The sequence below is a fragment of the Priestia sp. USM5 genome (assembly GCF_058323215.1).
Window position 1 is genome coordinate 492166 of sequence record NZ_JBSGKN010000001.1, and the last position, 19880, is coordinate 512045.

27 protein-coding genes are annotated in these 19880 nt (G+C 38.8%); 22 read left to right on the top strand and 5 right to left on the bottom strand.

Going from position 1 to position 19880, the window contains the following annotated elements:
- Window positions 1-22: 22 nt before the first annotated feature.
- Complete coding sequence (locus tag ACWATA_RS02545) at window positions 23-817, top strand: SDR family NAD(P)-dependent oxidoreductase (RefSeq protein WP_028411560.1); 795 nt, start codon at window positions 23-25, stop codon at window positions 815-817.
- A gap of 73 nt (window positions 818-890) precedes the next feature.
- Here ACWATA_RS02545 and ACWATA_RS02550 read toward each other — a convergent pair whose 3' ends face one another.
- The gene (locus ACWATA_RS02550) at window positions 891-1106 is read right to left on the bottom strand and encodes a CDGSH iron-sulfur domain-containing protein (protein WP_028410691.1); all 216 of its coding nucleotides are present in this window, start codon (window positions 1104-1106) and stop codon (window positions 891-893) included.
- Between the two features lie 130 nt (window positions 1107-1236).
- Here ACWATA_RS02550 and ACWATA_RS02555 point away from each other — a divergent pair, with 130 nt between their 5' ends.
- The gene (locus ACWATA_RS02555; RefSeq protein WP_028411559.1) at window positions 1237-1575 is read left to right on the top strand and encodes an iron-sulfur cluster biosynthesis family protein; all 339 of its coding nucleotides are present in this window, start codon (window positions 1237-1239) and stop codon (window positions 1573-1575) included.
- Here the strand turns inward: ACWATA_RS02555 and ACWATA_RS02560 are convergent.
- Window positions 1572-2483 (bottom strand): alpha/beta hydrolase, encoded by a 912-nt coding sequence (locus ACWATA_RS02560; protein WP_028411558.1) that lies wholly within the window; start codon window positions 2481-2483, stop codon window positions 1572-1574. The two genes, ACWATA_RS02555 and ACWATA_RS02560, sit on opposite strands and share 4 nt — an antisense overlap.
- Window positions 2484-2551: 68 nt before the next feature.
- Complete coding sequence (locus tag ACWATA_RS02565; RefSeq protein WP_028411557.1) at window positions 2552-3448, bottom strand: hydroxymethylglutaryl-CoA lyase; 897 nt, start codon at window positions 3446-3448, stop codon at window positions 2552-2554.
- 177 nt (window positions 3449-3625) lie between these two features.
- On the opposite strand from ACWATA_RS02565, the gene ACWATA_RS02570 reads away from it, so the two are divergent.
- The 4 genes from ACWATA_RS02570 (at window position 3626) to ACWATA_RS02585 (ending at window position 6743) form a co-directional block, all read left to right on the top strand.
- On the top strand, window positions 3626-4813 hold the full coding sequence (locus tag ACWATA_RS02570; RefSeq protein ID WP_028411556.1) for an acetyl-CoA C-acetyltransferase: 1188 nt from the start codon (window positions 3626-3628) through the stop codon (window positions 4811-4813).
- A 238-nt stretch (window positions 4814-5051) separates the two neighbouring features.
- Window positions 5052-5741 carry a CoA transferase subunit A gene (locus ACWATA_RS02575; protein WP_028411555.1) on the top strand — a complete coding sequence of 230 codons (690 nt, stop codon included), beginning with the start codon at window positions 5052-5054 and terminating at the stop codon, window positions 5739-5741.
- Between the two features lie 20 nt (window positions 5742-5761).
- Complete coding sequence (locus tag ACWATA_RS02580) at window positions 5762-6430, top strand: CoA transferase subunit B (protein ID WP_028411554.1); 669 nt, start codon at window positions 5762-5764, stop codon at window positions 6428-6430.
- 64 nt (window positions 6431-6494) lie between these two features.
- Window positions 6495-6743 (top strand): YqkE family protein, encoded by a 249-nt coding sequence (locus ACWATA_RS02585; RefSeq protein ID WP_028411553.1) that lies wholly within the window; start codon window positions 6495-6497, stop codon window positions 6741-6743.
- Between the two features lie 27 nt (window positions 6744-6770).
- On the opposite strand, the gene ACWATA_RS02590 is transcribed toward ACWATA_RS02585, so the two are convergent.
- Together ACWATA_RS02590 and mciZ are read right to left on the bottom strand one after the other, a co-directional pair.
- The gene (locus ACWATA_RS02590) at window positions 6771-7688 is read right to left on the bottom strand and encodes an aldo/keto reductase (RefSeq protein WP_028411552.1); all 918 of its coding nucleotides are present in this window, start codon (window positions 7686-7688) and stop codon (window positions 6771-6773) included.
- A 93-nt stretch (window positions 7689-7781) separates the two neighbouring features.
- On the bottom strand, window positions 7782-7949 hold the full coding sequence (mciZ, locus tag ACWATA_RS02595) for a Z-ring formation inhibitor MciZ (RefSeq protein WP_033579730.1): 168 nt from the start codon (window positions 7947-7949) through the stop codon (window positions 7782-7784).
- Between the two features lie 71 nt (window positions 7950-8020).
- Here mciZ and ACWATA_RS02600 point away from each other — a divergent pair, with 71 nt between their 5' ends.
- The 16 genes from ACWATA_RS02600 to spoVAE all read left to right on the top strand — a co-directional run bounded on the left by ACWATA_RS02600 (window position 8021) and on the right by spoVAE (window position 19875).
- Window positions 8021-8572, top strand: a complete 552-nt coding sequence (locus ACWATA_RS02600; RefSeq protein ID WP_028411551.1) for an NUDIX hydrolase — start codon at window positions 8021-8023, stop codon at window positions 8570-8572.
- 534 nt (window positions 8573-9106) lie between these two features.
- A complete protein-coding gene (gene spoIIM / locus ACWATA_RS02605) occupies window positions 9107-9751 on the top strand; it encodes a stage II sporulation protein M (RefSeq protein ID WP_025750451.1) in 645 nt (214 codons plus the stop codon).
- Between the two features lie 112 nt (window positions 9752-9863).
- Window positions 9864-10316, top strand: a complete 453-nt coding sequence (gene fur, locus ACWATA_RS02610; RefSeq protein ID WP_013059082.1) for a ferric iron uptake transcriptional regulator — start codon at window positions 9864-9866, stop codon at window positions 10314-10316.
- 195 nt (window positions 10317-10511) lie between these two features.
- On the top strand, window positions 10512-10739 hold the full coding sequence (locus tag ACWATA_RS02615) for a YqzK family protein (RefSeq protein WP_013059081.1): 228 nt from the start codon (window positions 10512-10514) through the stop codon (window positions 10737-10739).
- Between the two features lie 6 nt (window positions 10740-10745).
- Window positions 10746-11639, top strand: coding sequence for a site-specific tyrosine recombinase XerD (gene xerD / locus ACWATA_RS02620; protein WP_028411550.1), 894 nt, complete (start codon window positions 10746-10748; stop codon window positions 11637-11639).
- Between the two features lie 197 nt (window positions 11640-11836).
- Window positions 11837-13018 (top strand): phosphopentomutase, encoded by a 1182-nt coding sequence (deoB, locus tag ACWATA_RS02625; RefSeq protein WP_028411549.1) that lies wholly within the window; start codon window positions 11837-11839, stop codon window positions 13016-13018.
- A 16-nt stretch (window positions 13019-13034) separates the two neighbouring features.
- Window positions 13035-13865: a purine-nucleoside phosphorylase gene (locus ACWATA_RS02630; RefSeq protein ID WP_028411548.1), complete on the top strand. Its 831-nt coding sequence runs from the start codon at window positions 13035-13037 to the stop codon at window positions 13863-13865.
- A gap of 116 nt (window positions 13866-13981) precedes the next feature.
- On the top strand, window positions 13982-15148 hold the full coding sequence (locus tag ACWATA_RS02635) for a D-alanyl-D-alanine carboxypeptidase family protein (RefSeq protein ID WP_033579732.1): 1167 nt from the start codon (window positions 13982-13984) through the stop codon (window positions 15146-15148).
- A 102-nt stretch (window positions 15149-15250) separates the two neighbouring features.
- Window positions 15251-15601, top strand: coding sequence for an anti-sigma F factor antagonist (gene spoIIAA / locus ACWATA_RS02640; protein ID WP_014458299.1), 351 nt, complete (start codon window positions 15251-15253; stop codon window positions 15599-15601).
- The gene (gene spoIIAB, locus ACWATA_RS02645) at window positions 15601-16044 is read left to right on the top strand and encodes an anti-sigma F factor (RefSeq protein ID WP_013084935.1); all 444 of its coding nucleotides are present in this window, start codon (window positions 15601-15603) and stop codon (window positions 16042-16044) included. Before spoIIAA ends, spoIIAB begins: the two co-directional genes overlap by 1 nt.
- A 12-nt stretch (window positions 16045-16056) precedes the next feature.
- Window positions 16057-16818: an RNA polymerase sporulation sigma factor SigF gene (gene sigF, locus ACWATA_RS02650; RefSeq protein WP_013059074.1), complete on the top strand. Its 762-nt coding sequence runs from the start codon at window positions 16057-16059 to the stop codon at window positions 16816-16818.
- 161 nt (window positions 16819-16979) lie between these two features.
- Window positions 16980-17600: a stage V sporulation protein AA gene (locus ACWATA_RS02655; RefSeq protein ID WP_045292952.1), complete on the top strand. Its 621-nt coding sequence runs from the start codon at window positions 16980-16982 to the stop codon at window positions 17598-17600.
- On the top strand, window positions 17590-18012 hold the full coding sequence (locus ACWATA_RS02660; RefSeq protein ID WP_014458301.1) for a stage V sporulation protein AB: 423 nt from the start codon (window positions 17590-17592) through the stop codon (window positions 18010-18012). Before ACWATA_RS02655 ends, ACWATA_RS02660 begins: the two co-directional genes overlap by 11 nt.
- Window positions 18013-18030: 18 nt before the next feature.
- The gene (spoVAC, locus tag ACWATA_RS02665) at window positions 18031-18492 is read left to right on the top strand and encodes a stage V sporulation protein AC (protein WP_028411545.1); all 462 of its coding nucleotides are present in this window, start codon (window positions 18031-18033) and stop codon (window positions 18490-18492) included.
- Between the two features lie 13 nt (window positions 18493-18505).
- On the top strand, window positions 18506-19537 hold the full coding sequence (gene spoVAD, locus ACWATA_RS02670; RefSeq protein WP_028411544.1) for a stage V sporulation protein AD: 1032 nt from the start codon (window positions 18506-18508) through the stop codon (window positions 19535-19537).
- Window positions 19525-19875, top strand: coding sequence for a stage V sporulation protein AE (gene spoVAE, locus ACWATA_RS02675; protein WP_013059069.1), 351 nt, complete (start codon window positions 19525-19527; stop codon window positions 19873-19875). Before spoVAD ends, spoVAE begins: the two co-directional genes overlap by 13 nt.
- Window positions 19876-19880: the final 5 nt, after the last annotated feature.

The window sequence follows — 19880 nt, forward strand, 5'->3', positions numbered from 1 at the left end:
TTACAAAAAAGGTGTGTTATATTTGAAATCCTCGTTAAAGAACCAACATGTCGTGATTACAGGCGCTTCAGGAGGTCTTGGAGAACATTTAGCTTATGAAGTGGCCAAAAGAGGGGGCGTCCCCGTTTTACTTGCACGTACAGAAGAAAAGCTGCAGCGAGTAGCTGAGCAAATTAATCAAAAGTATGGGATTACCTCTTACATATATAAAGCTGACGTAGCGAACGTAGAGGAAGTCAGAAGTGTTGTTCAGAAAATGATAAGTGAAATTAAGCGTGTTGATGTGCTGATTAATAATGCAGGCTTTGGTGTATTTGAAGAAGTGAAAGAAGCATCCATTTCGACAATTGCATCAATGTTTCAAGTCAATGTTATTGGATTAATTGCATGTACACAAGAAATTTTAGCTTATATGCTAAAAGAAAACAAAGGACATATTATTAACATTGCTTCTCAAGCAGGCAAACTAGCAACGCCTAAATCCAGTGGCTATTCAGCTTCTAAACATGCCGTGCTAGGGTTTACCAACAGCCTGCGAATGGAATTAGCAAAAACGGATATCTATGTAACCGCAGTGAATCCAGGTCCTATTCAAACCAACTTTTTTTCAATAGCGGATCAGTCAGGAAACTATGAAAAAAGTGTAGAAAAGTTTATGTTAAAACCTCAATACGTAGCTGAAAAAACGGTCAATATTATTGGGAAATCAAAACGAGAAGTCAACTTGCCTAAGTGGATGAACATGGGTTCGAAGGTGTATCAGCTTGCCCCGGGGCTCGTAGAAAAATTGGCAGGGGATGCGTTTAATAGAAAATAACCTGTGCTTTAATCACAGGTTATCAATGTTTTTCGTTAATGCTTTCGTTCAGTAAAGCTGTATTTCTATGAATCTACTGCTCGTCTAAAACTTTTGCAGCGCGCACACAAGAGTCGAATTTTCCTTTATGATTTCCGTCGCAAAAGGGCATCTTTTGCGACTGGCCACATCGGCATAGTGAAAATGTCGGCTTTGTTTCAAATTTATTGCCGTCTGCATCAATTAATTCAACGTCTCCAGTGACACGGAAAGAACCGTTATCCATTACTTTAATTTGTACTTTTGACATAGAAAAACCTCCTTTTTGTACACACCTATATGAAGCGCCAGAGTTTAATGAAAGCAAGATGTGTATTATACTCATTATATAAGCAATTTTCGTTTGTTTATACAATTAGTTTAAAAGGAGTTAAAGGAAAATGAATATTACCTTTACAGATAAAGCAATAACAAAAATACAAGAAAAGTACGGAAAAGATTCTTCACTATATTTAAAATTGAAATACGATACGGATGGATGCGGCTGTGTGGTGAGCGGTGTAACGACGCTATGGATTGTTGATGAAAAAGAGAGCGATGATGTGACCATCGAGACGAATTTTGTTCCCGTTCTTGTCGAAAAAACAAAGCAAGTATTTCTAGATGATAATATGACGGTTGACTACAATGAAAGTGCATATGCGTTTATGCTAAAATGTCCTTCTCAAATTTTAAATCCGCGCATGTCATTCATCGATAAAACAAAAGAAGCGCTTTAATGCGCTTCTTTTTGTATTTTTTCTAAAAATGATTCAATAACTTGTTCATATTCCCCTGGATTATCAGCATACGAGCGGGCATGAGTGCCTACAGGTGCCAAATACATCCGTTTTGCACCCATTTTTTTGGCATGCAGCTGCTCCGTCATTTTAGGAAGAATATAGTCATCTTCTTTACTATGGATAAACAGAACAGGATGTTTTATTTGATCTACGACTGAAATGGGGGATACGTCTTTAAATGAATAGCCTTCTCGCCATTTTAAAATAATATTGGCTGCTGGCATCACAAGCTGTTTGGGCAGATGGAAATCTTGTTTTAAGCGATAGGCAAGAAGTTCTTCCAAGTCTGAAAAAGGGCAGTCGACAATATAAAAATCAGCTCCGTCTTCCATTCCAGCATACAAAAGAGTGGTCGCAGCTCCCATAGACTCCCCGTGAATCCCAAGGGAAATAGTTGAACCGAATTGTTCTTTTACCCAGTGAACAACAGATTGAAGGTCCAGCTTTTCATAATAGCCGTAGCTCGTTGTTTTCCCTTCAGACTTGCCGTGACGGCGATGATCATAAAGAACGACGTTCCATCCAAGCTTCAGAAAAAGCCGAGCATATTTCATAGAATTCAGTGAATGAACTGTGACTCCATGCGAAAGAATCATAAATCGGTTGTTATCGTGTTGTTTAATAACGGTTCCAGCTATGTTATAGCCTAGAGAAGAAGGAAGTACAAATGCTTCTTTAGGAAGAGTGCTATAGACTTTCTCATCATAAAAGCCATCTTCCGTATCGCGGTCAATAATAACTTTGTCGGTCTTTTTACGGATGTACATCATTTGATTTGTAAAAAAGATGCCAAGAGCGGCAAATGCTCCGAGAACGCTTCCTACTAATAATAGCCATTTTTTCATGATTAGCGGCTCCTTTTGTTAATATAGCTATTAGTTATTATAGCATCGCTCTCATAAAAACCTAATTTTTAACGCTGTGCAAATAAAGAGTATTGCTTGCTTTCAATCGGTCTTGAAATGTAAGGAGCGATAAAATCGACCGCTTCGAGCAGCTTTTCTTCATTAATAGAAGTGGAAATACCCATTTCATGAAGCATAAAGACAAGATCTTCGGTAGCTACGTTTCCCGTTGCTCCCTTAGCAAATGGACATCCTCCTAGCCCGCCAGCGGATGAATCGAACCTGTTAATACCGGCTTGCAGAGCTGCATAGATATTGGCAATAGCCAATCCTCTCGTATCGTGAAAGTGCGCAGCAAGTAGCGTGTGGGAAAAACTTTGTTTTAATTTCGAGAAAAGTGAAAATACATCTTTAGGATTTGCCATGCCAATTGTATCGGCAACGCTTAGCTCATCTACTCCAGCTTCCACAAAGCTTTCGCAAAGGCTCAGCACGTCACGTTCATTTATTTTTCCTTCATATGGGCAATAAAAGGCGGTGGAAATGCAGGTGCGAATAAAACATTCTTGCTGCTTAAGCTGCTGAATGAGAGGAAGCAGCGTTTGGACAGCTTCTTCGGTGTTTTTGTTAATATTTTTTTGATTAAAAGTATCGCTTACGCCAATAAAAAGCGCAACCGAGCGGCAATCAGCTTGCAGTGCCTTTTCCAAGCCTTTTTGATTCGGCACCAGTACAATGTTTCGGCATGTATCAGGCTGGAATATAGGTGCAATAGTAGAAGCATCTTTCATTTGAGGAACCCATTTTGGAGAAACAAAGGATGTAATTTCGATTTCAGATAGTCCAGCTTCTTTTAATTTTTTGATAAAATTAATTTTTTTATCAGTTGGAACAAAATTTTTTTCATTTTGAAGTCCATCTCGTGGACCAACTTCTATAATTGTTACTTTTTCAGGAAATCCCATAAACCGCTCTCCTCCCACAATGTAAACGCTTACTAATATTTATTTTAATTCTAAAAAATTAAAATTCAATAAAAATTATAAATTTTTACAAAAAAAGAGGAATTTCGCAAGCGATGTCGAAATTAATACAAGTGACAGTTAATCACAGTAATCAAACAGTAAGGAGAGGTTTTCGACATGGGTCAAACAGAAGTAGTCATTGTAAGCGCTGTACGTACAGCAATCGGCAGCTTTGGGGGAAGCTTACAAAATGTATCCGCAACAACTTTAGGTGGTACTGTAATTAAAGAAGCTTTAAACAAAGCAGGGGTATCAGCAAACGAAGTAGATGAAGTTATTATGGGAAATGTCTTACAAGCAGGTTTAGGACAAAATCCAGCACGACAAGCAACTTTAGCAGCAGGGTTACCTGAAACTGTTTCAGCATTAACCATCAATAAAGTATGCGGATCAGGACTAAAAGCAGTACATCTCGCTACACAGGCGATTCTTGCTGGGGATGCTGATGTGATTGTTGCTGGTGGAATGGAAAACATGAGCCAAGCACCATACCTATTAAAAAATGCACGCAACGGGTTTAAAATGGGCGATCAAAAAGTAGTCGACAGCATGATCCAAGATGGATTATGGTGTGCATTTAACGACTACCATATGGGCGTTACAGCTGAAAACCTGTGTGATAAATATGAAATTACTCGCGACGAACAAGATGCATTTGCAGCTTCAAGTCAGCAAAAAGCAGAAGCAGCTATTCAATCTGGCCGTTTCGCAGATGAAATTGTGCCAGTAGAAGTGCCTGGAAGAAAAGGCCAAGTAACAATTTTTGAACAAGATGAGTTCCCACGCGCAGGCACAACGGCTGAAAGTCTAGGAAAGCTACGTCCAGCTTTCAAAAAAGACGGTTCAGTAACAGCTGGTAATGCATCTGGTATCAATGACGGTGCAGCTGCAGTAGTGGTAATGAGCCGTAAAAAAGCAGACGAGTTAGGCCTAACACCATTAGTGTCTATTAAAGCTAATGCAACTGCTGGAGTAGACCCAAGCATTATGGGAATCGGTCCTGTAAGCGCAGTGAAAAAGGCGCTTGAAAGAGCTGCTGTTTCATTAGAAGACGTTCAACTAGTAGAAGCAAACGAAGCATTCGCTGCACAGTCAATCGCTGTGGATCGTGAACTTCAATTTAACCATGATATTTTAAATGTAAACGGTGGAGCAATTGCGCTTGGACATCCTATTGGTGCAAGTGGTACACGTGTCCTGGTTTCACTTATTCATGAAATGCAAAAACGCGACGCAAAACTTGGTTTAGCAACGTTATGTATTGGCGGAGGCCAAGGTGTTGCAACAATCGTTGAACGTCCTTAATTTTTGATATAGCTTTAACAAACATTAAAGCTATATCACAACGCCACAGATTCCAAACATACTGCTTTGGAACTCGTGGCGTTTTTGTTTTTCTTTGAATTTTGTCTACTAATATAACTTTTTTGACAAAAAAATGATTAAATTATAATTTTTAGTTATATATATATTTAAAAAGAAATAAAAATCTTTTATAATAGATTAGAAAGCGTTTTCAAAAATAACGAAGGGGTGGTTATGTATGAAACAAGTACATACGTCGTTTAAAGAAGCGGTGAAAGATATTCACGACGGTGCTACGATGATGGTCGGTGGTTTTGGTTTATGTGGAATTCCGGAGAATTTGATTTTAGCGTTAGTTGAAACAGGGGTAAAAGATTTAACCGTAATTTCAAATAACTGCGGCGTAGACGACTGGGGACTTGGACTGCTTCTGAAAAACAAACAAATTAAAAAGATGATTGGCTCTTACGTGGGAGAAAATAAAGAGTTTGAAAGACAAGTATTGTCAGGAGAAATTGAAGTAGAATTGCTACCTCAAGGCACGCTAGCTGAAAAGATTCGCGCCGGCGGAGCGGGCATACCTGCATTTTATACACCAGCGGGAGTGGGAACACCCATTGCTGAAGGAAAAGAAGTTCGTGTGTTTGATGGGAAAGAATATTTACTAGAAGAGGCGTTAAAAGCTGATTTTAGTTTGGTTAGAGCTTGGAAAGCCGATCATATGGGGAATTTAGTGTATAACAAGACAGCGCGCAATTTCAGCCCAATGATTGCAGCAGCAGGAAAAGTGACGATAGCAGAAGTAGAGGAACTTCATCCAACAGGTTCACTTGATCCAAATATTATCCACACACCTAGTGTATATGTTCAATCGTTAATTATTGGTGAACAAGAAAAACGTATTGAGCGTTTAACCGTTCAAAAATAACAAAAGGGGAGAGATTTTTCATGATTGAAAACGGCGTGAACGTGAGAGAGCGAATTGCAAAACGTGCTGAAAAAGAAATTTTGGACGGATTTTATGTAAACCTTGGAATTGGTATTCCAACGCTTGTGGCTAATCATATCTCAGATAATAAAACGGTTGTGCTTCAGTCCGAAAACGGTCTGTTAGGCATTGGACCATATCCGAAAGAAGGAGAAGTAGATCCTGATTTAATTAATGCAGGCAAAGAAACCGTAACGGCGACAAAAGGGGCTTCTTACTTCGACAGTGCTGAATCGTTTGGCATGATTCGCGGAGGGCATATTAATATTGCGATTTTAGGAGGCATGGAAGTCTCAAAAACTGGTGACTTAGCTAACTGGATGATTCCTGGAAAAATGATTAAAGGAATGGGCGGTGCAATGGATTTAGTTCATGGAGCGCAGCGCATCATTGTTATTATGGAACATGTGACGAGAAAAGACCAACCTAAAATCTTAAATGAGTGCACCCTCCCTCTGACAGGAAAAGGGGTAGTAGATCGTATTATTACAGATCGAGCGGTCATTGACATTACGGCAGAAGGCCTAAAACTTGTCGAAGTAGCGAAAGGCTATACGGTAGAAGATATTCAACAGTCTACAGAGCCAACTTTAATCATTGATGAACATGTAAAACTAGATGCATTTTGATTTTTGGTAACAAAAGCAAGAATATGATACAATATCTCTCAATTAAAGTAGCGGGGGAATTGTGATGGCTAAAAAAAAGCAAAAACAATCAGCACAAAAACAAAATGATCAGCTCAGTATCAAAGATCAGCTAAATGATAGCTTATTAAAACAGCTTCAGGCTAAAAAACAGGCGCTTTCTTTAAAAGAAGAAGAGCAGAAAGAAACAGAACGTAAAGAAGCTGCTCGAATTCGAAAAGAAAAAGAAAAACATAAATCGTTTGAAGAGCTGTTAAATGAAAGTGATATGAACTGGTCCGAATTTAAAAAATAAAAGCGCCGATAAAGGCGCTTTTATTTTTTAACGATGAGCTTCATATTGGTTTGCTTTAAAGATCGAGTGCAGTTTGTTAACTTCAGTAGGCTGTAGGGGGGAGGTCTCGACAGCCTTTACGTTTTCACGAAGCTGTGAAGAAGAGCTTGCTCCCGCTACAACTGAGGCTACCGTAGGATTAGCTAAACAGTATTGAAGTGCAGTTGAATTCAGAGAGTGATTTGGTCGTACGTGACGAAATGCTTCAATCGTTTTTGATAATTCCGTACCGCTATAGTCTAAGTATCCCTTACCTTCGAATGCAGCAAGCTTTTGCTCTCCTTTTTCGGTTAGCAGCCCTTTGGCTACTGGACCTCTGGCTACAACGCTAATGCCGTTATCGTGCAAAAGGGGAAGTGCACTTTCTTCAGGACGTCTGTCTAACAAGCTATATTGCATCATGACACTGACAATAGAAGAGTTTTGCACATACTCTCGAATCACATTCGGCCGGATAGATGAAATACCATAGTAGCGAATGACGCCTTCTTGTTTTAATTCTTCAAATGCTTCAATCGTTTCTTCAATATTGTCTTCAACAGTCCCTCCGTGCAGTTGATATAAATCGATGTAATCCGTTTGAAGCCGGCGCAGGCTTTCTTTTACTTCATCTTTTATGTAAGCTTTAGACGGATCCCACGTCCAGCTGTCTTTTGCATCATTCCAGCGATTTCCTACTTTTGTGGCTAAAACAATATCATGTCTGCGGTTTTTTAAAGCTTGTCCCACAAACTCCTCGTTTAAGCCAAAGTCATATAAATCTGCTGTATCAAAATAATTAATGCCATATTCCAGAGCTTCATCAATCATATTGACAGCGTGTTTCTGTTCCGTGCCAAGAGACATGCATCCTAAACCTAATGTACTGACCAGCAAATCTGAAGTACCTAAGCGTCTTTTTTCCATATATGCCACTCCTTATTTTTTACTTGTTTCTATCTATTGTAGCGCTATGATAGAGAGAAACTCAAATAAGAAGATTAAAAAACTGCAGCACAATTAGTGTCTGCAGTCTGCTTGTTGTTTGTAAGAATTAAAATTTTGAGAGATAGCGTTCGTCCACTCATCAACATACTGAAATTGTTCGCCGTATTCTTTTAACTTTTGCTTAATTTCCCATGCTTTACCGACTAAAATGATTTGCTTCTCGTGAACATAAACTTTCATTTTTTCTACCTCCCAAGATTCGTATGATAGAATATATGTAAGAGTCAAAAAAATAGAACGAGGTGGAGAAAATGGATCATTTAACAGAAAAAATGCGGTCTTCTGAAAAGCTGTTTGGAGGCAGAGTGATTGATTTGTACTTAGAAGAAGTAGAGCTTCCGAACGGAAAAACGAGTACAAGAGAAGTAGTTAAGCATCCTGGAGCTGTCGCTGTCATTGCGTTAACAAGCGATCATAAAATGGTTATGGTCAAACAGTATCGCAGACCGATGGATCGTATTTTAGTGGAAATTCCAGCCGGCAAGCTGGAAAAAGGAGAAGAGCCGATTGTAACGGCAAAACGTGAGTTAGAAGAAGAAACGGGCTATACAACAGATTCCCTTAGCCATATTATTTCTTTTTACACATCGCCAGGTTTTGCAGATGAGTTGGTTCACGTTTATTTAGCAGAAGATTTAAAAGTGATGACCACCAAAGCGGAATTGGACGAAGATGAATTTGTTGAAGTGATGGAAGTTACTGTAGATGAGGCCCTTACTCTTATTCAAAACAAAGAAATTTACGATGCAAAAACAGCATATGCTGTGCAGTACTTACAGTTAAAAAGCGGATTAGGAGAGTAAGAGAGTTTTTTCTTTTACATACGTACGGCAATCTAGCAATTTAGAGGTTTACATTGAAACGTCATTTGATGTGAGAAAAAACAGGCATGCGCGTATCTCTAGCTTAAAAAATGTGTGACAACCATATATTAGTTGAAGAAAAATCCGAACGATAAATAGAGATTCTTGATTTAGAATCAAATTCGTTCGGATTTTTTTTAAGTTGATGGTGAACGTAGCTTTCATTTATGTAGTTGGTTCTAGCGGTTGATTGGAGGTCAAGGCGAAGACTCCTGCGGGAAAAGCGGAATAGGTGAGACCCCGCAGGAGCGTACGCGACGAGGAGGCTCACCGGCCGCCCGCGGAAAGCGAAGCCTTGCATGAAAATCAACAGCGGTGTCACAAGCTATCCATACTATCTCATTTGTTCTTATTTAGATTAGATTAATTTCATTATGTCTTAATCTCTTTTTTATGTGATAGATTTAAAAGATTCTTGGCATAGTTTTTGTACTCTATCATACACTCTATTAAGCGATTAATAGGAGGAAGACGATGAGAAAAAAACAATTGCCATTATCGTATGCAAGACATTTTCAAGAAAACAGTTCTATTTATTTATTTGTAACCGTGCTGTTTTTAATGGGAATCATTTTTGGGGCTATTGTTGTAAATAGTTTGACGCTTGATCAAAAAGAAGACCTGTACTTCTATTTAAACCGGTTTTTCGGACAGGTAAAGAGTGGGGAAGTAGCAAGCAGCGTTGAAATGTTTCAGCAAAGTTTTTTTCACAATGTTAAATACTTAGGGCTCATTTGGATACTAGGAATTGCTATTATTGGTTTGCCTGTAGTGTTAATTCTGCTGTTTTTAAAAGGAATGGTGATTGGTTTTACCGTAGGCTTTTTAGTCAATCAAATGGGACTCTCTGGGTTTGCGCTATCTTTTGTATCTGTTATGCCGCAAAATATCTTTCTCATACCGGCATTTCTGATTCTGTCTGCAGCTTCAGTTGCCTTTTCTTTGAAGCTCGTGCGGCAGCAGTTTTTTAAAAAAGCAGCGGAGCCAATTTCTGCATCCTTTTTACGCTATAGCGGCACGATGATTGCAATGATATGCTTGGTTGCCTGTGCAGCTACAGTTGAAGCTTACGTATCACCTACTTTAATGAAAAGTGTAATGGCTCTATTAAATAAGTAAGAATAAGTATTAAATAAAAAGAATTCTTTTTTCTTATTAAGAATAACTTTATTTTGACACCCTCGACACATCTGATATAATGGATTAGTGAATGGCGAGGGAGGGAATAATTATGGAAAGTCGAATTGAGCGAATTAAGCAGCAGTTGCACTCAGCTAGCTATAAATTGACACCTCAACGTGAGGCGACTGTAAGAGTACTTCTTGAACATGAAGAGGATCATTTAAGTGCCGAAGATGTATATCTCCTCGTCAAGGAAAAGTCTCCGGAAATTGGATTGGCAACTGTTTATCGTACGTTAGAATTGTTAACTGAACTTAAAATTGTTGATAAAATAAACTTTGGCGATGGCGTTTCTCGCTACGATTTAAGACAAGAAGGAGCCGCACACTTTCATCATCACCTTGTGTGTATGGAATGTGGATCTGTGGACGAAATTCAAGAAGATTTGCTTGAAGACGTTGAAGAAATTGTGGAAAAGCAATGGAATTTTAAAATTAAAGATCACCGCTTGACATTTCATGGCATTTGCCATCGCTGTCAGGATAAAGAAGACAAGCAGTAAAAGCCTTTTCCATAATGGAGAAGGTTTTTTGTTGTACATAAATAGAAAAAATAACGAGGTTACAAGCTATATGGTTTTATAGAAAGGAAGGAAATGACAAGGAGAGAACTCAGCGTATAAAGGCAAGAAACATGTATAAAACCTGTCCCAATTGGCATATCTTCTAATAGAATCAAAAATTGGAGGAATTGTTTCATGAAATCATGGGCTGAAATGGTATATAATACATGTAAAGTATTTATCTTATTTACCGGGTTTACTCTTTTGTTTTATTTTGGAATGATATGGGTATCTCAAGAGTATCAAAATTATAAACGTTATGATGAGCCGTCGGGTTCAGCAGTTAAGGTCATGCAAGCAAGTGTGAACAAAGATCAGACGTGGCTGGAGCGTTTATTTATGTTTTATCAAAACGGGGAGTAGAGGCTATTGAATGATCAAATTCAAGATTTTATTCATTATTTAGTAGTAGAGCGGGGACTGGCGAAAAATACGATTGATTCGTATGAACGAGATTTAAAAAAGTATGCTCAATATTTAGAGCATGTAGAGCAGCTGAAATCATTTAATGAAGTAACAAGACTCCACATCGTTAATTTTCTGAAATATTTAAGTGATCAGCAAAAATCATCTAAAACGATTGCGAGACATGTGGCTTCAACTAGATCTTTTCATCAATTCTTACTAAGGGAAAAAGCAGCGGATACAGATCCATCCGTTCATATTGATACTCCGCAGCTTGAGCGCAAGCTGCCAAAAGTGCTAAATGCAGAGGAAGTAGAGGCGCTGTTAAATGTGTTTGATACTTCGACGCCTTTTGGCATACGAGACAAAGCGATGCTTGAATTGCTTTATGCTACTGGAATTCGTGTATCTGAACTCGTTAACTTAAATATTGATGATGCACATTTGACGATGGGATTTATTCGGTGTATCGGAAAAGGGAATAAAGAAAGAATTGTCCCCATCGGAAGGTTGGCAACAGAGGCGATTGAAGAGTACTTACAGCATGGCCGGAGTATTTTAACAAAGCAAAAGGAACAGGACAAAGCACTTTTTGTTAATCATCATGGAAGGCGCTTGACAAGGCAGGGGTTTTGGAAAATATTAAAAAAGTTAGCTTCTGAAGCAAAAATTGAAAAAGAATTAACTCCACATACGTTACGCCATTCGTTTGCTACTCATTTGTTAGAGAACGGCGCGGATTTGAGAGCTGTTCAAGAAATGCTCGGGCATGCGGATATTTCGACCACTCAAATTTATACACATGTCACAAAAGCGCGTTTAAAAGATGTATACAATCAGTTTCACCCGCGAGCGTAGGAAGATCCCAATGTCCAGTAAGTTCATAGACATTGGTTTTTTTGATTGAAAACACTTTCATTCCTGTGTACAAAAAAATAAAAAGCGTCTATACTAATAGAGAGGTCAGACTTCTGACCAATAAGAGAAGATGGTTAAATTATTTCCAAACGGGAATTTTATAGAGAATAAATAAATTGATATTTGGAGGGAATAAAATGGCGCATACATATAAACGCGTATTTTTAGTTGTCATGGATTCAGTAGGTATCGGTGAATCACCGGATGCTGAAAAATACAATGATAAAGGTGCCGATACGTTTGGTCATATTGCAGAACACTGCAACGGTCTTCATATGCCTAATATGGCTAAGCTTGGTCTAAGCAATATCCGTGAAATTAAAGGAATTGATAAAGCCGAAAAGCCGTTGGCTTACTATACAAAAATGCAGGAAGCTTCTGCCGGAAAAGATACAATGACAGGTCATTGGGAAATTATGGGTCTTAATATTGATACGCCTTTTAATGTGTTTCCAGACGGATTTCCAGAAGAGCTGATTTCACAATTAGAAGAAAAAACAGGCCGTAAAATTATTGGAAACAAACCAGCATCTGGTACAGAAATTTTAGATGAGCTAGGAAAACAGCATATGGAAACAGGTGACTTAATCGTCTATACATCAGCAGATTCTGTTTTGCAAATTGCTGCTCATGAAGAAATTGTTCCAATTGATGAATTGTACAAAATTTGTGAGATTGCTCGTGAATTAACGCTTGATGATCCATATATGATTGGACGTGTTATCGCTCGCCCGTTTTTAGGTGAACCAGGTAACTTCACTCGTACATCCAATCGTCATGACTATGCATTAAAGCCTTTTGGACGTACAGTAATGAATGAATTAAAAGACAATGACATCGATGTTATTGCTATCGGTAAAATTTCTGATATTTACGACGGAGAAGGGGTCACAAAATCTCTTCGTACCAAGTCGAATATGGACGGCATGGATAAGCTAGTTGATACATTAAACATGGACTTCACAGGCTTAAGCTTCTTAAATTTAGTTGATTTTGATGCTCTCTATGGCCATCGCCGCGATCCACAAGGATATGGGCAAGCGCTTGAAGAATATGATGCACGCTTGGAAGAAGTATTTGATTTATTAAAAGAAGATGATTTATTGATTATTACAGCGGATCATGGAAATGACCCTGTTCATCATGGGACAGACCATACGCGTGAATACGTGCCGCTTCTTGTGTACAATAAAGGCATGAAAGAAGGAAAAGAACTTTCTATTCGTCAAACGTTTGCGGATATTGGCGCAACGGTAGCAGAAAATTTTGGCGTAGCAATGCCTAAGCATGGAAAAAGTTTTTTACAAGAGCTGAATTAAGCAGGGGGAATGGAGTATGAAAAAAGAATATATTGAAAAAGCAGCAGCATATATTAAAAATCAATCAGCTGTTACACCAACCATTGGGCTTATTTTAGGTTCTGGACTAGGGGTATTAGCTGACGAAATTGAAGGCGCGGTAAAAATTCCGTACAACGACATTCCTGAGTTCCCGGTTTCAACAGTTGAAGGTCACGCAGGTCAATTAGTAATAGGTACTATTCATGACGTACCGGTTGTAGCTATGCAAGGACGTTTTCACTTTTATGAAGGGTACGCCCTTGATAAAGTAACATTTCCAGTGCGCGTAATGAAAGAAATCGGTGTAGAAACGTTGATTGTAACGAATGCAGCAGGCGGAGTAAACGAATCCTTTAATCCAGGAGACTTAATGATTATTTCTGATCATATTAATAACTTTGGAACGAACCCTTTGATTGGACCTAATGACTCTGATTTTGGCGTAAGATTCCCGGATATGTCAACTGCTTACTGCAAGGACCTTCGTCAATTAGCGAAGAAAGTAGGAGCTGATTTAAATATCGCCTTACAAGAAGGTGTATATGTAGGAAATACAGGTCCAACATATGAAACGCCTGCTGAAGTACGAATGCTTCGCATTATCGGGGGAGACGCGGTCGGTATGTCTACAGTACCAGAAGTTATTGTAGCACGCCATGCAGGTATGAAAGTACTGGGTATTTCTTGTATTTCTAATATGGCAGCTGGTATTTTAGATCAGCCGTTAAATCATGAAGAAGTGATTGAAACGACTGAAAAAGTAAAACAGCAGTTTTTATCGCTTGTAAAAGAAGTAGTAAAGCAACTTCCAGCTGATCAAAAATAAGAAGAAAATATGACTTCAAGCATCGAGAATTTCTCGATGCTTTTTTTATTTCGTTTAGTATAAATCGATTATACCTTGGAAAAAATAGGTTGTATAAAGAATGGAGGTTTGTGGAGATGAAGCGAACTATTGTAAAGTTACTCGTTGTCATATTTTTATTTCCACTTATGACGCAACCTGTTTTAGCCGCAGAAAAAAAGAGTTCTGAGCTTGCTGACAGTGCTAGGTCAGCTATTTTAATTGAACGGGATACAGGAAAAATTCTATACGAAAAAAATAGTAATCAAGAACTTCCCCCTGCCAGTATGACTAAAATTATGACAATGATTTTAATTATGGAGGCTTTGGATAAAGGGAAAATTACCTTAAAAGATAAAGTGCGAGCAAGTGAATATGCCGCTTCAATGGGAGGCTCACAAATCTTTTTAGAGCCCGGAGAAGAAATGACGGTAAATGATTTGCTAAAAGGGATTGCGATAGGTTCTGGTAACGATGCTTCTATGGCAATGGCTGAATATTTAGCTGGATCAGAAGAAAAGTTTGTAGCAAAGATGAACCAAAAAGCGAAAGAGCTTGGTTTGACTCATACAAAATTTCAAAATCCGACAGGCCTGCCTGTAGAAAATCACTATAGTACAGCTCATGATATGGCCATGATGGGCAGAGAGCTACTAAAGTATGAAAAAATTATTAACTATACAAGTAAATACGAAGCTTATTTACGCACGGATACAGATAAGAAGTTTTGGTTAGTAAATACGAATCGCTTAGTGAAGTTTTATCCCGGGGTTGATGGACTCAAAACGGGATTTACAGGTCAAGCTAAGTATTGCCTAACAGCTACCGCTAAAAAGGGAAATATGCGTGTGTTAGCGGTTGTATTCGGTGCAAGCACGCCAAAAGATCGCAATAATCAAGTAACCAAAATGTTAGACTACGCATTCAGTCAATATACAACGAAGCCTTTATACAAAAAAGGAGACGTTATTGCCAAGATAGATGTAAACAAGGGTAGTGAAGATCAGGTAACAGCCGTTACGTCAGAGCCTATTTCTGTTTTATTGAAAAAAGGAAATGCAGCCAAAGATGTTAAAACAGAAGTGAAAATGAACGAGAAGTTAAATGCGCCTATTCAAAAAGGCGACAAAATTGGAACGTTGACCATTAAGAAGGACAACAAAGTAATGAGTTCTTCACCGCTTCTTGCAAAAGAAGATATCGATGCTGCTTCTTGGTGGAAGCTATTTAAACGTACGTTCTCTATTTTCTCTCAAACATCTTAAACAGCTAAATGTGACGAAATAGAACTAGTTTTGTCGGTGAGAAGGATTCTATTCTGTTGGCAGCGAAAGATTGACTATAAGATTTCCGAGGAGGTTTGTATAGTGAGTCTTTCAATTGAACTGGAATTCAAACAAGATGTCTTGTTGGTTCGATTAACAGGAGAATTAGATCATCATACGGCAGAAGAGCTAAGAAGCAAAATCACCCAAGCGATAGAGAAGGAATCTATCAGCCATTTGATTTTAAATCTACAGCATTTAACCTTTATGGACAGCTCTGGCTTGGGGGTTATTTTAGGGAGATACAAACAAGTTCATAATAACGGTGGGGAAATGGTTGTATGCGCTATTTCTCCCGCTGTAGAACGTTTGTTTAATATGTCAGGCTTATTTAAAATTATTCGTTTTGAACCTAATGAAGAAAACGCTCTTCAAAAATTGGGGGTGGCATAATGAAAAATCAAATGAACCTCCAATTTTCCGCGCTTAGTCAAAATGAATCGTTTGCCCGCGTCACGGTAGCATCATTTATTACACAGTTAGATCCAACAATGGATGAGTTAACAGAAATTAAAACAGTCGTATCTGAAGCAGTAACAAATGCTATTATTCACGGCTACGAAAGCAATCCGGATGGTGTGGTATATATTTCTGTGACGCTTCATGAAGACGGTGTAGTGGAGCTGATGATTCGTGATGAAGGAATTGGTATCGATAACGTGGATGAAGCAAAGCAGCCTTTATACACAACGAAACCAGATCTAGAACGCTCTGGAATGGGTTTCACCATAATGGAAAACTTTATGGACGAAATTCGAGTAGAGTCTACTGTATTAGAAGGTACGACCTTATATTTAAAAAAGCACTTAACAAATAGTAAAGCGCTATGTAATTAAGGAGACTTGCCAATGGATGTGGAGGTCAAAAAAAATAAAAACGAACCGTATTTAAAGGATCATGAAGTTAAAGACCTCATCAAGCGCAGTCAGCAAGGTGATCAAATTGCACGAGATACAATCGTCCAAAAAAATATGCGGCTCGTTTGGTCGGTTGTTCAACGTTTTATTAACCGTGGTTATGAGCCCGATGATTTATTTCAAATTGGATGTATAGGACTATTAAAGTCCGTTGATAAATTTGACCTATCGTATGATGTTAAATTTTCAACATATGCTGTTCCGATGATTATTGGTGAAATTCAGCGGTTTATTCGTGATGATGGCACGGTAAAGGTTAGCCGTTCTCTGAAAGAAATGAGCAATAAAATACGTAAAGCAAAAGATGAGCTTTCCAAATTGCTTGGACGCGTCCCTACAGTCGCTGAGGTTGCAGAACATTTGGATCTCACTCCTGAAGAAGTAGTGCTGGCTCAAGAAGCTAATCGTGCTCCTTCGTCTATTCACGAGACCGTCTATGAAAATGATGGAGATCCAATTACCCTTCTTGACCAAATTGCTGATCATACGGAAGCGAAGTGGTTTGATAAAATTGCTTTAAAAGAAGCAATTGAAGAACTTGATGAGCGTGAAAAGCTCATTGTCTATTTGAGGTATTACAAAGATCAAACTCAGTCCGAAGTGGCCGCAAGGCTGGGAATTTCTCAGGTTCAGGTATCGAGGCTTGAGAAGAAAATCTTAAAACAAATGAAGCTGCATATGAATGACACGTAATACTTAAGAAGCAATCCGTTTTGCTATTCAAAGAAGAATAGTGAAACGGATTGCTTTTTTTATTTGGTAATTAATGGTCTGTTCAGAAACGTGAATTAGAAAATTTAAGAAAATCCATACTACACGTACAGGGAGATAATGAATCGTAAGGTGTGATATGAATGGAAAACGTTCTTTATCTTAAAATGAGGCATCGTATTCAAGTAAAACCTGATGAAGCTGTAAATATTGGACAATTAGCAATGGTTATAGCAGGAGATTCTGTTCAAAAGCAAATTGAAAAGCTAATTGTCTATCAAGTAAGTATGAGTGATCGAAATATTATCATTGTTGATTTAATGAAGGTAATTGAAAAAGTTGCCTCTCAGTATCCGCACTTAGACATTCAGACGATTGGACCCGCTCAAACAATTGTAGAGGTCGTGTATAAAAAGAAACAATATTCCTTTTTGTTTTTTCTAGCTGTTTGGTTTCTTCTCTTCATCGGAGCTGCTTTAGCAATTATGAACTTTCACGAAGATGTGAGTATGAGACAAGTACATCAAAAATTGTTCTATATGCTGACCGGTCTGAGAGATAAGCAGCCTTTGCTGATTCAAGTGCCTTACTCTATCGGTTTAGGGTTGGGAATGATTCTGTTTTTTAACCACGTCTTTAGAAAACGAATTAATGAAGAGCCTAGTCCTCTCGAAGTCGAAATGTTTAATTACCAGCAAGACTTAGATCAATACGTCATTATGCACGAGAATAAAGAAAGTATGAAAAAAATTGATGATCATTAACATTGTGATGACCATTGTAATTGGACTTGCGGGAGGATTGGCTGCAGGTGCTGGGTTTGTAGCATTTTTAACGGTGCTGGGCATTATTCCGCGTTTGATGCAGCTGACCAAAACCATGAAATACATTCAAGCATATGAGTGGGGAGTCGTAGGTGGTGCCGTTACAGGCGGTTGGTGCAGTCTTCATCAATACACGTGGCAGTTTCCTGCGGTGCTTATTATGATCATAGGTCTAACGAGCGGTATTTTTATTGGGATGCTGGCAGCAGCGTTAACAGAAGTGCTTAATGTATTGCCGACGTTAACGAAACGAATAGGAATGGAAGGCAAGCTTATTTTATTGTTAATGGCCATTGTACTCGGCAAAGTATGCGGGTCATTATTTCATTGGATTTATTTTGTTAATCAATAAGAAAAGGATGTATGTAACATGGCAAATAATCAAAAATTAAAAGATAACTATCAAGAAAGCATTAAACCATTTCAGCCTAAACCTTCATATGTGGCAAATTGCCTAAAGGCCTTTTTGGTAGGGGGAATCATTTGTACATTAGGACAGGCAATTCAAAATTTCTATATTGCATTTTTTGACTTTAATGAAAAAAATGCAGGTAATCCTACCGTCGCAACCCTTATTTTAATATCTGCGCTCTTAACCGGGTTTGGGATATATGATCGTATTGGTCAATTCGCAGGTGCAGGTTCAGCCGTTCCTGTTACGGGTTTTGCCAATTCCATGACGAGTGCAGCGCTTGAACATCGAAGTGAAGGAATTGTTCTCGGCGTTGCGACCAACATGTTCAAGCTGGCTGGAAACGTCATTGTATTTGGAACGGTTTCGGCTTACGTTGTAGGAATCATTCGCTACCTTTTTAAAACTTATTTGCTATGAAAAGAGGGGGATTATGAGAAAAACTGGAAAGCAAACGTGGGTTTATGAAAATCCTATTTACATTAATGCTACAGGAACAGCAGTAGGGCCAAAAGAAGCAGATGGACCATTGGGAGAAACATTTGATATTACACATAAAGATTTGCACTGTGAAGAAGACAACTGGGAGTTAGCTGAAAGAAGACTGATGACGGAGTCCATTGACTCCTGCTTGCAAAAAATAAATTTATCCTATGAAGACATTGATTTGTTTTTGGCTGGAGATTTATTAAATCAAAACGTAACGGCTAATTTTGTAGCTCGACATAACCAAATTCCATTTCTATGCATGTTTGGCGCTTGCTCCACATCAATGGAAACGCTGGCAACAGGGGCAGCTCTTGTGGATGCGGGATTTGCTAATCGTGTTATTGCATCAGCGAGCAGTCATAACGCAACCGCTGAGCGCCAATTTCGAAATCCTACCGAGTACGGAGGACAAAAACCAGATACGGCAACGGCAACTATTACGGGAGCAGGGGCAGCGCTGGTCTCGAAAGAAAAAGGTATTGTGCGTCTCACGTCTGCAACGATTGGGCGTGTAATGGATTATGGGATTAAAAACGCAAACGATATGGGTTCTGCTATGGCACCAGCTGCTGCGGATACCATTCAAAGGCATTTGGAAGACTTAAACGTCGCGCCAAGCGAGTATGATCTTATTTTAACAGGAGATTTATCTGGTGTAGGCAGTCCAATTTTAAAACAGCTGCTCAAGGACGAAGGCTACGATATATCAACCAATCATAATGATTGCGGATTAATGGTATATCGCCCCGACCAAAATGTATTTGCAGGAGGAAGCGGCTGCGGCTGCTCGGCTATTGTCACGTATGGTCATATTTTAAATGAATTAAAATCGGGAAACTTAAAGAAAGTGTTTATGGTGGCAACAGGAGCTCTTTTAAGTCCAACGATGATTCAGCAAAAAGAGTCAATTCCAACAATTGCTCATGGCGTCGTCTTAGAACATATCGGGGAGGGGGATGATCAATGGAGTATGTAATAGCTTTTGCTGTAGGAGGAATCATTTGCGTTATTGGGCAGCTGCTGCTGGATCTTGCTAAACTTACTCCAGCGCATGTTATGAGTTCGTTTGTAGTTGCGGGAGCGATTTTAGATGGATTTGGTCTTTATGATAAGTTGATTGAATTTGCTGGCGCCGGAGCGACGGTTCCAATTACAAGCTTTGGTCATTCCTTGTTGCACGGAGCGATGAAGCAAGCGGATGACCATGGATTTATCGGGATTGGGATTGGGATTTTTGAACTTACCTCGGCTGGAATTTCAGCAGCTATTTTATTTGCTTTTATTATCGCGTTAATCTTTAAACCGAAAGGATAAAAGAT

What these genes read in the sequence shown, in the direction of transcription:
- ACWATA_RS02550 (WP_028410691.1), bottom strand. Translation starts at nt 1,106, where the DNA reads ATGTCAAAAGTACAAATTAAAGTAATGGATAACGGTTCTTTCCGTGTC.
- ACWATA_RS02555 (WP_028411559.1), top strand. Translation starts at nt 1,237, where the DNA reads ATGAATATTACCTTTACAGATAAAGCAATAACAAAAATACAAGAAAAG.
- ACWATA_RS02560 (WP_028411558.1), bottom strand. Translation starts at nt 2,483, where the DNA reads ATGAAAAAATGGCTATTATTAGTAGGAAGCGTTCTCGGAGCATTTGCC.
- ACWATA_RS02565 (WP_028411557.1), bottom strand. Translation starts at nt 3,448, where the DNA reads ATGGGATTTCCTGAAAAAGTAACAATTATAGAAGTTGGTCCACGAGAT.
- ACWATA_RS02570 (WP_028411556.1), top strand. Translation starts at nt 3,626, where the DNA reads ATGGGTCAAACAGAAGTAGTCATTGTAAGCGCTGTACGTACAGCAATC.
- ACWATA_RS02575 (WP_028411555.1), top strand. Translation starts at nt 5,052, where the DNA reads ATGAAACAAGTACATACGTCGTTTAAAGAAGCGGTGAAAGATATTCAC.
- ACWATA_RS02580 (WP_028411554.1), top strand. Translation starts at nt 5,762, where the DNA reads ATGATTGAAAACGGCGTGAACGTGAGAGAGCGAATTGCAAAACGTGCT.
- ACWATA_RS02585 (WP_028411553.1), top strand. Translation starts at nt 6,495, where the DNA reads ATGGCTAAAAAAAAGCAAAAACAATCAGCACAAAAACAAAATGATCAG.
- ACWATA_RS02590 (WP_028411552.1), bottom strand. Translation starts at nt 7,688, where the DNA reads ATGGAAAAAAGACGCTTAGGTACTTCAGATTTGCTGGTCAGTACATTA.
- mciZ (WP_033579730.1), bottom strand. Translation starts at nt 7,949, where the DNA reads ATGAAAGTTTATGTTCACGAGAAGCAAATCATTTTAGTCGGTAAAGCA.
- ACWATA_RS02600 (WP_028411551.1), top strand. Translation starts at nt 8,021, where the DNA reads ATGGATCATTTAACAGAAAAAATGCGGTCTTCTGAAAAGCTGTTTGGA.
- spoIIM (WP_025750451.1), top strand. Translation starts at nt 9,107, where the DNA reads ATGAGAAAAAAACAATTGCCATTATCGTATGCAAGACATTTTCAAGAA.
- fur (WP_013059082.1), top strand. Translation starts at nt 9,864, where the DNA reads ATGGAAAGTCGAATTGAGCGAATTAAGCAGCAGTTGCACTCAGCTAGC.
- ACWATA_RS02615 (WP_013059081.1), top strand. Translation starts at nt 10,512, where the DNA reads ATGAAATCATGGGCTGAAATGGTATATAATACATGTAAAGTATTTATC.
- deoB (WP_028411549.1), top strand. Translation starts at nt 11,837, where the DNA reads ATGGCGCATACATATAAACGCGTATTTTTAGTTGTCATGGATTCAGTA.
- ACWATA_RS02630 (WP_028411548.1), top strand. Translation starts at nt 13,035, where the DNA reads ATGAAAAAAGAATATATTGAAAAAGCAGCAGCATATATTAAAAATCAA.
- ACWATA_RS02635 (WP_033579732.1), top strand. Translation starts at nt 13,982, where the DNA reads ATGAAGCGAACTATTGTAAAGTTACTCGTTGTCATATTTTTATTTCCA.
- spoIIAB (WP_013084935.1), top strand. Translation starts at nt 15,601, where the DNA reads ATGAAAAATCAAATGAACCTCCAATTTTCCGCGCTTAGTCAAAATGAA.
- sigF (WP_013059074.1), top strand. Translation starts at nt 16,057, where the DNA reads ATGGATGTGGAGGTCAAAAAAAATAAAAACGAACCGTATTTAAAGGAT.
- ACWATA_RS02655 (WP_045292952.1), top strand. Translation starts at nt 16,980, where the DNA reads ATGGAAAACGTTCTTTATCTTAAAATGAGGCATCGTATTCAAGTAAAA.
- ACWATA_RS02660 (WP_014458301.1), top strand. Translation starts at nt 17,590, where the DNA reads ATGATCATTAACATTGTGATGACCATTGTAATTGGACTTGCGGGAGGA.
- spoVAC (WP_028411545.1), top strand. Translation starts at nt 18,031, where the DNA reads ATGGCAAATAATCAAAAATTAAAAGATAACTATCAAGAAAGCATTAAA.
- spoVAD (WP_028411544.1), top strand. Translation starts at nt 18,506, where the DNA reads ATGAGAAAAACTGGAAAGCAAACGTGGGTTTATGAAAATCCTATTTAC.
- spoVAE (WP_013059069.1), top strand. Translation starts at nt 19,525, where the DNA reads ATGGAGTATGTAATAGCTTTTGCTGTAGGAGGAATCATTTGCGTTATT.